14 protein-coding genes, 1 tRNA gene and 1 pseudogene are annotated in these 12,471 nt (G+C 58.8%); 14 read left to right on the plus strand and 2 right to left on the minus strand.

What is annotated here, in order from left to right; translation table 11 throughout:
* Nucleotides 1-64: 64 nt before the first annotated feature.
* The gene (locus ACWGXE_RS21160; protein WP_447600117.1) at nt 65-592 is read right to left on the minus strand and encodes a hypothetical protein; all 528 of its coding nucleotides are present in this window, start codon (nt 590-592) and stop codon (nt 65-67) included.
* Between the two features lie 145 nt (nt 593-737).
* On the opposite strand from ACWGXE_RS21160, the gene ACWGXE_RS21165 reads away from it, so the two are divergent.
* Nucleotides 738-812: transfer RNA gene (locus tag ACWGXE_RS21165), tRNA-Gly, on the plus strand.
* A 225-nt stretch (nt 813-1,037) separates the two neighbouring features.
* Here ACWGXE_RS21165 and ACWGXE_RS21170 read toward each other — a convergent pair.
* Nucleotides 1,038-1,964 carry a MerR family transcriptional regulator gene (locus ACWGXE_RS21170; RefSeq protein WP_447600118.1) on the minus strand — a complete coding sequence of 309 codons (927 nt, stop codon included), beginning with the start codon at nt 1,962-1,964 and terminating at the stop codon, nt 1,038-1,040.
* A gap of 555 nt (nt 1,965-2,519) precedes the next feature.
* On the opposite strand from ACWGXE_RS21170, the gene ACWGXE_RS21175 reads away from it, so the two are divergent.
* The 13 genes and pseudogenes from ACWGXE_RS21175 (at nt 2,520) to ACWGXE_RS21235 (ending at nt 12,467) form a co-directional block, all read left to right on the plus strand.
* On the plus strand, nt 2,520-3,488 hold the full coding sequence (locus ACWGXE_RS21175) for a formylglycine-generating enzyme family protein (protein WP_447600119.1): 969 nt from the start codon (nt 2,520-2,522) through the stop codon (nt 3,486-3,488).
* 65 nt (nt 3,489-3,553) lie between these two features.
* Nucleotides 3,554-4,615: a formylglycine-generating enzyme family protein gene (locus tag ACWGXE_RS21180; RefSeq protein WP_447600120.1), complete on the plus strand. Its 1,062-nt coding sequence runs from the start codon at nt 3,554-3,556 to the stop codon at nt 4,613-4,615.
* Nucleotides 4,616-4,648: 33 nt separating this feature from the next.
* On the plus strand, nt 4,649-5,017 hold the full coding sequence (locus ACWGXE_RS21185) for a hypothetical protein (protein WP_447600121.1): 369 nt from the start codon (nt 4,649-4,651) through the stop codon (nt 5,015-5,017).
* Between the two features lie 29 nt (nt 5,018-5,046).
* The gene (locus tag ACWGXE_RS21190; RefSeq protein WP_447600122.1) at nt 5,047-5,886 is read left to right on the plus strand and encodes a formylglycine-generating enzyme family protein; all 840 of its coding nucleotides are present in this window, start codon (nt 5,047-5,049) and stop codon (nt 5,884-5,886) included.
* 289 nt (nt 5,887-6,175) lie between these two features.
* On the plus strand, nt 6,176-6,559 hold the full coding sequence (locus tag ACWGXE_RS21195) for a hypothetical protein (RefSeq protein WP_447600123.1): 384 nt from the start codon (nt 6,176-6,178) through the stop codon (nt 6,557-6,559).
* A gap of 12 nt (nt 6,560-6,571) precedes the next feature.
* On the plus strand, nt 6,572-6,919 hold the full coding sequence (locus ACWGXE_RS21200) for a hypothetical protein (protein ID WP_447600124.1): 348 nt from the start codon (nt 6,572-6,574) through the stop codon (nt 6,917-6,919).
* Complete coding sequence (locus tag ACWGXE_RS21205) at nt 6,916-7,293, plus strand: deoxyribodipyrimidine photo-lyase (RefSeq protein ID WP_447600125.1); 378 nt, start codon at nt 6,916-6,918, stop codon at nt 7,291-7,293. Before ACWGXE_RS21200 ends, ACWGXE_RS21205 begins: the two co-directional genes overlap by 4 nt.
* Nucleotides 7,293-8,243: a YbgA family protein gene (locus tag ACWGXE_RS21210; RefSeq protein WP_447600126.1), complete on the plus strand. Its 951-nt coding sequence runs from the start codon at nt 7,293-7,295 to the stop codon at nt 8,241-8,243. The genes ACWGXE_RS21205 and ACWGXE_RS21210 overlap by 1 nt, the downstream gene beginning before the upstream one ends.
* 99 nt (nt 8,244-8,342) lie before the next feature.
* A complete protein-coding gene (locus ACWGXE_RS21215) occupies nt 8,343-8,843 on the plus strand; it encodes a sirohydrochlorin chelatase (RefSeq protein ID WP_447600127.1) in 501 nt (166 codons plus the stop codon).
* Between the two features lie 29 nt (nt 8,844-8,872).
* Nucleotides 8,873-9,937 carry an SAM-dependent methyltransferase gene (locus tag ACWGXE_RS21220; RefSeq protein WP_447600128.1) on the plus strand — a complete coding sequence of 355 codons (1,065 nt, stop codon included), beginning with the start codon at nt 8,873-8,875 and terminating at the stop codon, nt 9,935-9,937.
* Nucleotides 9,934-10,485 carry a DUF2878 domain-containing protein gene (locus ACWGXE_RS21225; protein ID WP_447600129.1) on the plus strand — a complete coding sequence of 184 codons (552 nt, stop codon included), beginning with the start codon at nt 9,934-9,936 and terminating at the stop codon, nt 10,483-10,485. Before ACWGXE_RS21220 ends, ACWGXE_RS21225 begins: the two co-directional genes overlap by 4 nt.
* Nucleotides 10,482-11,888 carry a DUF6134 family protein gene (locus tag ACWGXE_RS21230; protein ID WP_447600130.1) on the plus strand — a complete coding sequence of 469 codons (1,407 nt, stop codon included), beginning with the start codon at nt 10,482-10,484 and terminating at the stop codon, nt 11,886-11,888. Before ACWGXE_RS21225 ends, ACWGXE_RS21230 begins: the two co-directional genes overlap by 4 nt.
* Nucleotides 11,889-11,895: 7 nt before the next feature.
* Nucleotides 11,896-12,467 (plus strand): annotated as a pseudogene (locus ACWGXE_RS21235) (lipocalin family protein).
* Nucleotides 12,468-12,471: the final 4 nt, after the last annotated feature.

Raw genomic sequence — 12,471 nt, forward strand, 5'->3', positions numbered from 1 at the left:
TTTTACTAATTATACCCGAGATTGGGGGGTGGACAAGGGATTTTTTTCGCGTCGGGCTGAGCGGCTAGGTAAAAAGAAGCGAATGGAATTCGTTCATAAAGCCGTAATAGAGTGGGGCAAAATCCTTGAGGCTCTCGGGACTGTTCTCCTTCAGACGTTTGAAAAAAAATACCTGACTGCGCGGGTCGAGCTGTTCGAGCAGCTTGCTGAGCTGAGCCATGGTATAGCTGCCGGACGGCACACTTAATACATAGTGAACAAGGCGCTCGACAAACTGCTGCGCAATATACTCGCTGGTCAGCAAGCCTTCTGGGATCTTTCCCGCCGCAAGCAGCTCATCAAAGGGAATCGCGCGTGCAGCAAACGGAATTGGCGGCGGCTGAGGGGAGGTCACGCTCGGGTTACCCCGCTGGTCCGGTGAATCGACTTGAACAAAACTCACTGTACTGAACCACCCGGGGGGCGTCAAGTGCGCAAAGGAAGCAGGAGAGCCTGGGCTGAAAGACCGAGGCTGTTTTTCTGTATAGGCCCCTCGCGGCGGAAACTTATCTTCAATCGGCTCCTCAGTTCGCATCGTGTTGATGGCCGGCAAGGTGTGTCGTCCAAGGTGGTGAAGTAATCGAACGTCGGTATGGATTTATTCCTCAAGGAGCATTGTCTCGGTTCAGCCAACAACCTCGCCTTGACACCATGGGACATGGCCGGTAGAATTCCGCTCCTCACCCCATTCGACGCGAGCGGGAATAGCTCAGTGGTAGAGCATCGCCTTGCCAAGGCGAGGGTCGGGGGTTCAAATCCCCTTTCCCGCTCCAATTTTCCAGCGCTTACACTGAGTCGGCTCCCGGCTGACCTCGTTATAGACAGCGTCGTAGGGTTTGCCCTTGTTCTATTTTCAATTCAGCCTTCCTCACAACCCTACAACAGGACAATCGCACTGAAGCGGACTTCTTCGGCAGGCATAGGAAAGCAATTGGAGGCTACGTGTCGAAACGACTGGCCTCGTTGTAATACTTAAGCGTATCGTCGCGGGGATAGCTTTACACCTGCGGTGACGAAGCGAGCAAACGTCTAGTCAGGCGGTCGAGTTTGGCGTCGAGTTCGTCGAAGTTTTGCAACACTTCGATCTGCGCACTGACAAAATGCTCCTGCATCGCAACCGTCCCTGTGCCTCCCGCTATCAGACTGGTCGCAGGTGCGACCTCGTGGGCCAGGGCATGAATCAGCTCCGTCGATTTGTCCTGAGGTAAGGGCACAGGAAAGGACATGATGGTCAGGTCTGGTTGGACCTGGCGACAAAGATCGCCGAGGGCGGAAATCGGGACGTTGGCGCCGAGGTAGTAGACTCGGCATCCCCGAACTCGACAACGGTATGCGACCACGAGTGCGCCGATGTCATGTTCTTCCCCTGGCGGGCAGGCAACGACCACCTTCGCACCGAACTCCGCCACCGGCAGTTGATTCATGGCGGAGAAAATCTTCTGTTGGACCTGTTTGGTCACATAGTGCTCGATTGCCACATCCAGGCGACCGTCGTGCCACCGCGCTCCGACTTCTTCCTGGAGGGGCAAGAGAATTCCGTGAAGAGCTTCTTCGAACGGCACAACTGCGACGGCGCCGTTTAGGCGCTTTTCGAACTTAATCCGATCGAATGGATCAAGCGCCGCGAGTAATTCCTGCAGCAATCGATCGAACGTGTGGCCAACGACTGACTGGCGCGGCGCGGTCCTTCGCGCGCGATTCATCAACTCTTCGCGGCCCAGTCTAGCCAGTTCCCCGATGGAGCCTCCTGCATCCAACTCCGCTTTCAGGTAACGCAGTAAGGCCACATCTTCGTCCGAGTAATTTCTATACCGATTGGCGCCCCTGGTGGGCTGCAACAGACCAAACCGACGCTCCCATACTCGGATAACGTCTTTAGAGAGTCCGGTGAGCTTTGCAACTCTATGAATTCTATGAATATTCATCGGTATGCGAGTATATTCTTTATGTCTAATGTTTGTCAAAATAAATTTATAATAACTCTTGACAACATTGAACAACTGGTATTATACATTGGACATACAGGCTACAAACATTGGACACACTGGGGAGTGAACTCGCAATATGGATCGAAGCGATGGAGCAGGCGCAGCAATGCGGGACACAGGCGGCAGTTCAGAACAGCATGCCTTCATGAGCTGCATGAGAGACTGTGGGGTTCATGGTGGCGAGATCCGTAGGATTTGCTCATGAGCATGGGAAAAAGGCAAGTGCTGTCTGAGCTCCGCGATGTTTACTCGTCCGCAGGTCGCGGTGAGCAGCAGCTCTCTCGCTGTGGAGTTTCGCATCACGACGATCGGGTGATTTGCGGAGATGTTCCCCAGATCCGGCCCGCATGCGGTGCAAGGATGCCGACGGTTTTTATTGATTCTTCGCCACTCTATGGATCGAAGTCAGCGCACGTCAGGCTTTCAGTTGTGGCGCAGTGTTGTGCTTAACCCACCAGGGGTGCCCTGGTGATGTAGCTCAGGAGGTCAGCCATGCGGAGTCAAACAGTCCTTCAGCTCGGTTTGGGTGTTGCGTTGGTCGCGGGTTCGATGTCCTTGGCGGGAGCGGCGGAGCCGCAAGGAGAGAAAGATATGGTCAGAATCCCCAGGGGCGAGTTCATGATGGGAAGCGCCGAGCATGCGGATGAGGCGAAGCATCGCGTCGTCTTAGATGCCTATCTCATCGATAAGTACGAAACCTCCAATGCTCGCTACAAACAGTTCATGCAGGCCACCAGTCATCCGGCGCCAGCCTATTGGGACGATCCTCGACTTAGCAAGCCCGAACAACCGGTTGTGGGTGTGAGCTGGACCGACGCGGTCGCATTCTGCAAGTGGGAAGGCAAGCGGCTCCCGACGGAAGCCGAATGGGAACGCGCGGCTAAGGGACCGGATGGCGACAACCATTATCCCTGGGGACACCATCTTGACCAGAAGAAGGCGAACTACGGTCAGAACGTCGGTCATACTATGCCAGTCGATTCCTATCCGGAAGGCGTCAGCGGCTTCGGGCTCTACAACATGGCCGGGAACGTGTTCGAGTGGGTGGAAGACTGGTACGAGCCGAAGTATTACAAAGAGAGTGTGGCCCTCAATCCGAAGGGGCCCGACAAGGGATATAACTTTGCGAATCAAGGCCCGGTGCGCGTGCTGCGTGGCGGATCATGGTTGGCGCCTGAAACCTCTCTCCATACCAGCCACCGGTTCTGGAATCAGCCCGAGAACAATTCGTATGGCGTCGGCTTGGGCTTTCGATGTGCCAACTCAGTGAAGTCTGCGTCCGACGAAGCGATGCAAGCGGGCCGCGATGCGTTCATCCAGGCATTGGTTGCCATGGGGGCGGAAAAGAACGCCGATGCGATGACGTCCATCGAAAACGCGTTGGCGGCGGACCCGGAGAATAAGGAGTACCTGGCGACCCGTGACCTGATCAAGAAAACCATGTCCACGAAAAAGAAGTAGGAGGCCGTTAGGATAGGGGCGGACGATCCGCCCCCATCCAGCGGTGCCTCGGGAGGAGGTGTGGGATGCACAGAAAATGGAGCGGGCTGATGCTAATGCTTGTCGTGGCGACGCTCATCCCCTTCGCAGGCAGAGGGTGGGCGGATGAGTCCCTGATCCCGCGTGGAATGGTTCTAATTGCGCACGGACCTTCGGTGATGGGACTGGATAAAGAACAACCTGCGGAGACGACGCGGCGTCTGACCGCCTATGAGAAGCGTATGCAGACCCCCTGGTCGGCCGACTCCTTTCATGACGAAGCGCCGGCCCATATGGTGTTTTTGGACTCCTACCTGATCGACACCTATGAAGTATCGAACAAGTCCTATGGTGAGTTTATGAAGGCGACCGGGCACCCGGCTCCTGCTTATTGGGACGACCCGCGGCTCAACAGCATGAAGCAGCCGGTCGTCGGGGTCAACTGGTTCGACGCCAAAGCCTATTGTGAATTTCAAGGCAAACGTTTGCCGACCGAGGCCGAGTGGGAGAAGGCGGCTCGCGGCCCGCACGGCAATCTCTATCCATGGGGGAACGAGTTTGATGCCAGTAAAGCCAGCTTCGGCAAAAATCAAGAAGCGACTCTCCCGGTGGACGCCTACCCACAAGGCATCAGTTACTATGGGGCTTATAACATGGCCGGCAACGTGTTCGAGTGGGTGTCAGATTGGTATGACCCGCGTTACTACGGACGGCTCGAGACCATGGTGAATCCCACCGGTCCGGAAAAGCCCCTGTGGCTGGGCGGCACCGGCACCTATGTGGACCGTCTAACCGTGGGGGAAAAGCGAGTCATTCGTGGCGGATCCTGGATCGCGCCTGAAAGCACTGTCCGCACCACGCATCGGTTCTGGAACCATCCACTTAACAACAGCTACGGAGTAGGTCTTGGGTTCCGCTGCGCTAAGGCCGCGCCCCCCGAAATCGATCAAGAAATAAATGAAGCGTCCATCATCGCCTTAATCGAAATGGGGCGGGAACGGTTCCCAGAGGCGGAACAGGCGGTGCTCCGTGGCCTGACCGTTGATCCCAAAAATGTCGAACTCTTGGACCTACGCAGCCTGATTGAGCGTTCAATGACGAAGAAATAGCGAGAGAGCGCGATCTTCACGGGAGGCCTGTCCATGCGCACCTATTGCTCGATTATTCCGGCACTTTCACTCACGGCATTCCTAGGGGTGGCCGTCGCTCTGGGGGGGCCCATTGATTCAGCCCGGCATCCGCATCCGGACAAGATTCAGATGGTGCACGAGGCGGAACATACTGTGGATCATGCTTGGGAGGTCTACCACAGGGCGGCCTTGGGCGGGACGATCGCCTCTCCCGCCCTGCAGGCTGAAATCGAACAGCATCTCCACCAGGCCAGGACCCTGGTTCCACAGGCTCAGGAAGCCGCTGACCGAGGCGACAAGGGTGAGGTGGAGCGTCTCATCGGACAAATCAAGGATCATACGGCCCATGCCATCGAGGGCAGTAAGGAGCAGAAGAAATGAATCAAGGTCCTAGGCAGAGAGAATCCCTGATGAAGACGATCGGTTTGTTCATCGCCGTGACCTTCGTCTCGGCGTTGTCATCCGTCGTCGCTGCGTCGCAGCCGAAGGAACCAGATCCTGTTCCAATGGTTGTCATTCCGGCCGGACCATTCCTCATGGGAAATCCTGAATCCAAAGGGCGGGCGGACGAATGGCCGCAGCGGCAGGTGTATCTCGATACCTTTGCCATCGATCGGGTGGAGGTCACGAACGAACGGTACATGAACTTTGTCAAAGTGACAGGTCATCGCAATCCTCCGAATCCCTATGCAAATGGTCTTCTTCTCTCCGCACAGGGCATCGAGCAGCTGCCTGTCGTGCAGGTGACGTGGTACGACGCCAAGGCTTACTGCACCTGGGCCAGGAAGCGGCTCCCGAGCGAGGCGGAGTGGGAGAAGGCGGCAAGAGGGACGGATGGAAGGAAGTTTCCGTGGGGCGACGAATCCCCGAGCCCCAAGCACGCGAATTTTGACCGTGAATGGGACGGCGACAAGACCATGCATCCCGTGGGATCCCTGGAGGCCGGGGACTCGCCCTACGGCGTGAAGGATATGTCAGGCAATGCACGTGAGTGGGTACAGGACTGGTATGACCAACAGTATTACGCGGACGCACCGCTTAGAAACCCGCGCGGGCCCCAGACGGGCGTGGTCCGCACCATCCGCGGAGGTTCATGGCACAGCCTGCTCTCGGACATCACGACGAGCGCTAGAGGGCGCGGTGGATTCGCGCTACAAACACACGGCACGGGGTTTCGATGCGCCCGCAGTATCGGCACCGACACGATGGAAAAGTCGTCCCTCGATGCCGAGGCCCGAAAGGGACAATGACCCATGACTGCGAGAGGCGGCCCCGTTCGCCCCTCACGGAGACACCGCGACTCCGCACGGTGTCTCCAGCCGAGGCTGGCAGGCCCTCTTCCCAGGGAGGGTCTGTCTCCTCGGTGGGACGAGGTGGGATGGTGAGGGCACCTCATCAAGGAGGCGAAGATGAGCGGTATTGTCGTGTTGATATTGGTAGCGATCCTGCTGGTGGTCTGGAAGATCTGGTCGTGAATGCGCAAGCGCGCGCTTGCCGAACGGATCGTGAGGCAGACGGTGTGAGCGATCGGAGGCTCCTGTGGCATCGGATGGACGGCGCGCGAACCAGAGTCCGCAGGGGGGTCGGGCTGTCTGCACGCGTTGCGGAGGGCTGCTGGTGACGGAGCACTATCTGGATCTCCACTACGATACCGGGCAGATCGATTTTATCGCCTTGCGCTGTGCGTCGTGCGGAGAAGTGATCGACCCAGTGATCCTTAAAAACCGTGAAGCCTCGCCGCCTAACCTCTTATATGGAAGCAAGGCTCGAAAGTTTAGCCAGCCGGTAAAGGACCGGAGTGAGGAGAAGCGGGATCGCAATGCCGATGGCGGCGAACAAACTGCTTGGCGGGCGGCTCATCCCGAAGATTGGTGGACCGGCATTCCCGATGCATGGCGCGGACCACTCGATGCAGAGAGTTAAAGGAGACGGCTTATGACGGGGCCGCGCACCGGTCGAGAGATCCAGCTGTTCGGCGTGGTGGTGAGCGATCCCTTCGCGTATTTGGTCAAGCTGCATTCTCCATTGGTCCACTTCCTCATCGGCTACGGGTTTCTGTTCCTTCGCCCTTGGAGCTGGGGATTGGCAGTGGCGTACGGTGCTTTCGGGATCGCGAGCGAGTGGTTGAACCAAGCCGTCTTCGGATTTCATCTCGTTCGGTCGGGGTTCATGCTGACGACGTTCGGTTTCCTCGTCTATCTCGTGTGGCGAAGAACGCTCTTTGCCGATGCGGTTTCGAGAGGGCGCCCTCTCGGCCCGCCCGCCTCGGAGTTGCACTCATGAAGGGGCTGATGTGGTATCGACGGGATTTTCGCCTGCGCGACGACGCGGCGCTGGCTGCTGCCTGCGCGGAGTGCCGTGAGGTCGTGCCATTGTTCGTGTTCGACGAGCCGTTGCTGCACCACCGTATCTTTGGAGCGGCCTGCGTCAATTTTATGTTGGGATGCCTCGAGGAGCTACGGCAGTACGTCAGGCGATACGTCCCTGACCTTCGCCATGTGGGGTCGCGTCGCATCCGCGAGCCCCATCTCATGCCCGTCGGCGAGCAATTGCGCGCCGGCTGCCGGATCGGGGCCGATTATCCGTCGCCCATCGTCGACCATGGTCAGGCTCGGCAGGAATATCCGGCTCTTGGCAGGCAGGAGATGGTCCGCTGATGAAAGCCGCGCTTCGTTTGGGAATCAGCCGCTGTCTGCTGGGAGACGAAGTGCGTTTCGACGGTGGTCATAAACGGGACAGTTTTCTCACCGATCTCCTGGCCCGCTATGTCGAATGGGTCCCCGTTTGCCCCGAAGTGGAAGCAGGGCTCGGTACTCCCCGCGAAGCGATGCGATTGGTCGGGGACGCTCGGCATCCCCGGTTGGTCACGATCAAAAGCGGCCAGGATCAGACGGAGGCCTTGGAATCGATGATAACGGGCCGCATTCCGGAACTCGAGGCGCTCGATCTGTCCGGCTACGTGTTCAAGAAGGACTCCCCCAGCTGCGGCATGGAGAGGGTTCGTCTCTACAACCGCCACGCCATGCCGAGCCGGAACGGAGTCGGATTGTTTGCCCGGGCTTTTATGGACCGCTTCCCGCTCACTCCGATTGAGGAAGAGGGGCGGCTCTGCGATCCCCAGTTACGAGAGAATTTTATCGAACGGGTGTTTTGTTATCGCCGGTGGCAGGATTTGATGCAGAGCGGAGAAACCAAACACGAGCTCATCCGCTTCCACACCATCCACAAGTACTTGCTGCTGGCGCACAGCCCGCAACAGTACGAGATTCTTGGCCGACTGATCGGCGAGGCTGCGCGATACCAGGCGAAAGAATTGGCGGTTCGCTACGGCGAGCTCTTCATGAAGGCCTTGGCCGTGAAGGCCACGGTCCGGAAGCACGTCAACGTGCTGCACCACATGCTCGGCTATTTCAAGGCTCGGCTCGGCCGTCAGGAAAAGGCCGAACTGCTGGAGGTGATGGAGGACTATCGTCGTGGCTTGACGCCGCTCATCGTGCCGTTGACGTTGATGAAACATTACGTGCGGATCTTTGAGGTGGAGTACATCCGTGATCAGGTTTATCTCAATCCTCACCCAAAGGAACTAATGCTGCGAAATCACGTGTAGCGTCGGGCAAGCAGGTGCAACAAAGAGGTTGTCTCGGATGACGGTTGGTGAATGACGATGAACGGACAGTGAGCACCGGTGGTTCCGAAGGAGCAGAGAATGGTCAAGGGAGTCGTGCTGGTGGGCCACGGTGGCATTCCGAAGGATTGCCCTCAGGAATTGGTGACACGACTGAAGCGGCTCGAAGCGCAGCGCCGCAAGGCGGGTGCGCCACCCAGCGTCGAGGAGATGGAGCTCGATCAGAAGATCCGGCTATGGCCCCGAACCGCTGCGACGGACCCATACCAGGCCGGTCTTGAGAAGGTCGCAGCCGAACTGCGGCGGTCGCTGGATGGGACGTTGTTCGGCATTGCCTTCAACGAGTTCTGCACGCCGACGCTGGAGGAGGCGGTGGAGGACTTGATCCGCCAAGGCGCGACCCACATCACGGTCATTACGACCATGTTTACGCCGGGGGGATCGCATTCGGAGATCGAGATTCCGGAAATACTTGAGCATCTCAGGCCGCGCCATCCGGATGTCGACTTGCGCTACGCCTGGCCGTTCGATCTGCAGCTGGTGGCGAAGACCCTGGCGGAGCAACTGCGCGGATGGTTGTGATGCATTCCATGTTGTGAAGGAGCAATACGATGCGGTGCTTGACCAGCATGGCACTTCGATCGGCCGAACAGGGATGGCTGCCCGATCCGGTGATCAGACAAGGGATTCGGCAGTTGCTCAAGCGCCGCCTCCGCGAAGTTGATCCGCTGGCTCCGCGGGCAGTCTTGCGGTCAGAAGCAGAATTTGTGGAACAGATGCAGCATGCTCCGGTGGCCCTCGTGCCCGAGAAGGCGAACGATCAGCACTACGAAATCCCGGTGGACTTCTTCTGTCACATCCTCGGCCCTCACCTGAAATACAGCAGCGCCTTTTGGCCGACGAACAGGGCTACGCTGCCGCAAGGGGAGGCCGCTGCTCTGCGCGAATCCTGCCTCCATGCCGACGTCATGGACGGGCAAAGCATACTGGAACTGGGATGCGGCTGGGGTTCGCTCACGTTGTGGCTGGCCACCCACTATCCCAACGTCCGCATCACCGCGGTGTCCAATTCCGAGTCGCAACGTACCTACATCGACGCGCGAGCCAGGGCGCTCGGTGTCTGCGACCGGATCCGGGTCATCACCTGCGACATGAATGCCTTCACGACCGATCATGAGGCATACGATCGGGTGGTTTCGGTGGAGATGTTCGAGCACATGCGCAACTGGCCTGAACTGTTCCGGCGGGTCGAGCATTGGCTCGCCCCTGGAGGGTGTTTCTTCCTCCACGTCTTCGCGCATCGTGGCGTGCCGTATGTCTTTGAGGACGGCGGACCGGACGATTGGATGAGCCGCCATTTTTTTACCGGGGGAATGATGCCGAGCGACAGCTTGCCGATGGCCTTTCGGCACCATCTGGCTTGTCGTGCACAGTGGCGGTGGGACGGCACGCACTACGAAAAGACTGCGAATGCCTGGCTGGCCAACATGGATGGCGGGCGAGAGCTGCTTTGGCCCGTGCTGGAGCGCGTGTATGGCGCGGCTCTGGCCGGGGTATGGTGGATGCGTTGGCGGATGTTCTTTATGGCCTGTGCCGAATCGTTTGGCTTCCAGCGTGGACAGCAATGGCAGGTCAATCATTATCTGTTCGAAAAGTCGGGAGCGGGCGCGTCATGAAAGCTGGCACCGCGACAGTCCTCATGAATGTGGTTCTCTTTCAAATCGGCTGGTTGACGTGCGTCTGGAGCGCTGCTCTGCACAAGCCCTGGATCGGGGTGGTGGTGATCAGCGGGGTCATCGGTCTGCACCTCTATCGTGCTCCGATGCCCAAGAAGGAATTGCAGCTGGTCCTGCTCACGCTCGGCATCGGCCTCGTCTTCGACAGTCTCTTGGTTTCGCAGGGCTGGGTCGCATATTCCTCGGGCACCGTAGTGCCCAACGTCGCTCCCTATTGGATCGTGGCGCTCTGGGGCTTAATTGCGACGCTTCTGAACGTCTCGTTGCGCTGGATGCGAAGACGCTGGATCACGGCTGCCCTCTTCGGAGCCCTGGGCGGCCCCGCCGCCTACATCGGCGGACTTCGCCTGGGCGCGTTGCATTTCACAAACATGGGGGCAGGCTTGGCGGCCCTCTCGCTCGGGTGGGCGGTATTGACACCGCTGCTGCTGACGCTGGCGGAGCGTTATGACGGCCAGTCGGGCCTATCGGGAGCGGTGGCCACATGAACGCAGGCTTGTATGCAGCGGGCTTGATCGCAACGTTGACCGTTTCGACGGTCACCTGGCTCGTCAGCATTGTCAAGCGGGATGTGAGCATAGTCGATGTGGTGTGGGCTGTTATGATCGCCGCTGCGGCAACGGTCTATGCTTATGGAACGGGTCAGACGACGAGTCGGACGCCGATCATCATGACGTTGGTCGTCCTATGGGCGCTCCGCCTGTCAGGACATATCATGATCCGCAGTTGGGGAGCGCCTGAGGACCACCGCTATCGAGACATTCGAAAACGCTATGAGCCGCACTTCGGACTGAAAAGCCTCGCCATTGTCTTTTGGCTGCAAGCGGGCCTGGCTTGGGTGATCTCCATGCCGCTGTGGGCCGCCCTCACCGTCCCGGTCGACATCACCGGGTGGGATGTGCTGGCGGTCTTGCTCTGGGTAGGCGGTATGTTTTTCGAGGCGGTCGGCGACTGGCAGTTGTCCCGATTTAAGGCCGATCCAGCCCATGCCGGAAAGGTGATGGATCGGGGACTGTGGCGCTATACGCGCCATCCCAATTACTTCGGCGAATGTCTGGTTTGGTGGGCATTTTATCTTTTCGCACTGCCTACTGGGGCTTGGTGGACGGCCGTGGGACCTCTGCTGCTCACCTACATGCTGCTGCGATTCTCCGGCGTCGCATTGCTCGAGCAAACGATCGTCGTGCGCCGGCCTGCTTACCGTGATTACATGGCTCGGACGAACGCGTTCATTCCCGGCCCTCCGAGACGAGGCGCGCTGGGGACGGCCGTCCTCGTCGTTGTCTCCTTCATCGGCCTTACGCAACCGGCGTGGAGCGCCACCTCCAAGAGCTACGACTTCAATGTGTTCCTTGGCCAGGACAAGATCGGGCACCAGCGCTTCGAGGTGCTTACCGAGGGGCAGCGGACGCAGATACGGGTTGAGGCGAAGTTTACGGTCACATTCTTGTACATCCCCGTCTATACGTATCGCCACACCAACGTCGAGACGTGGGACGGGGCATGCCTTCAGGAAATTCGAGCCGAGACGAATGATAACGGCAAGGCGTTTTTTGTACATGGAACCGCCCGCGAAGGACAGCTGGAGGTACAGACGCAGGACGGAACCTGGAGCGGCGACGGCTGTTTTCGGTCCTTCGCGTATTGGAATCAGAAGTGGCTGACGGGTGGCCGCCTCCTGAACTCGCAGACTGGTGAGCTTCAGGGGGTGGACATCCTGACCATTGGCCAGGAACGCATTGCTGTGCACGAAGCCCCGACGGTCACCACGCGCCTGCGCATCGTCACTGCGAAGTTCACGATCGATCTTTGGTACACGCTGGACGGCGAATGGGTCGCGCTCCAATCCACGACGGCGAAGGGAGACGTCCTGCGATATGCGCTTCAATGAGAGAGCCATGACCCTTACCGCATCCTCCATGATTACTATGTGGCTCCTCGCGGTGGTGGCCTGCAGCAACCCTCCGCCAATTCGTACGGTGGAGGCGGTAGACCTGGATCGGTTCATGGGAGACTGGTACGTCGTTGCCCACATCCCCACCTGGCTGGAACGCGATGCCTACAACGCCGTGGAATCATATCGCCTCGATCCGGATGGCACCGTGGCGACGACGTTCAGCTTCCGCGAGGGCGGCTTTGATGACCATTGAACGACTACCACCCGACCGGGTACGTCCTCGATCACGCATCGAATGCTGTCTGGGGGATGCAGTTCGTCTGGCCGATCAAAGCCGACTACCGCATCATCTTCCTGGACGAATCCTACAGTCAGACAGTGGTCGGAAGGAGCGCGCGTGACTACGTATGGTTGATGGCGCGCACGCCAGAGATTTCTGAGTTGGATTATCAGCGGTTCCTGACGCTGATCGCCGCGGAGGGCTACCAACGGTCCAAGGTCCGGAAGGTGCCGCAACGGTGGAACGCGCGAGAGCTGATCCGCTCCGAGTCCGAACCGATTCAGGCGCCGTGAGGTC

The organism is Nitrospira sp. Nam80 (assembly GCF_965152575.1).

What these genes read in the sequence shown, in the direction of transcription:
- ACWGXE_RS21220 (WP_447600128.1), top strand. Translation starts at nt 8,873, where the DNA reads ATGCGGTGCTTGACCAGCATGGCACTTCGATCGGCCGAACAGGGATGG.
- ACWGXE_RS21230 (WP_447600130.1), top strand. Translation starts at nt 10,482, where the DNA reads ATGAACGCAGGCTTGTATGCAGCGGGCTTGATCGCAACGTTGACCGTT.
- ACWGXE_RS21185 (WP_447600121.1), top strand. Translation starts at nt 4,649, where the DNA reads ATGCGCACCTATTGCTCGATTATTCCGGCACTTTCACTCACGGCATTC.
- ACWGXE_RS21190 (WP_447600122.1), top strand. Translation starts at nt 5,047, where the DNA reads ATGAAGACGATCGGTTTGTTCATCGCCGTGACCTTCGTCTCGGCGTTG.
- ACWGXE_RS21175 (WP_447600119.1), top strand. Translation starts at nt 2,520, where the DNA reads ATGCGGAGTCAAACAGTCCTTCAGCTCGGTTTGGGTGTTGCGTTGGTC.
- ACWGXE_RS21215 (WP_447600127.1), top strand. Translation starts at nt 8,343, where the DNA reads ATGGTCAAGGGAGTCGTGCTGGTGGGCCACGGTGGCATTCCGAAGGAT.
- ACWGXE_RS21225 (WP_447600129.1), top strand. Translation starts at nt 9,934, where the DNA reads ATGAAAGCTGGCACCGCGACAGTCCTCATGAATGTGGTTCTCTTTCAA.
- ACWGXE_RS21210 (WP_447600126.1), top strand. Translation starts at nt 7,293, where the DNA reads ATGAAAGCCGCGCTTCGTTTGGGAATCAGCCGCTGTCTGCTGGGAGAC.
- ACWGXE_RS21200 (WP_447600124.1), top strand. Translation starts at nt 6,572, where the DNA reads ATGACGGGGCCGCGCACCGGTCGAGAGATCCAGCTGTTCGGCGTGGTG.
- ACWGXE_RS21180 (WP_447600120.1), top strand. Translation starts at nt 3,554, where the DNA reads ATGCACAGAAAATGGAGCGGGCTGATGCTAATGCTTGTCGTGGCGACG.
- ACWGXE_RS21205 (WP_447600125.1), top strand. Translation starts at nt 6,916, where the DNA reads ATGAAGGGGCTGATGTGGTATCGACGGGATTTTCGCCTGCGCGACGAC.
- ACWGXE_RS21170 (WP_447600118.1), bottom strand. Translation starts at nt 1,964, where the DNA reads ATGAATATTCATAGAATTCATAGAGTTGCAAAGCTCACCGGACTCTCT.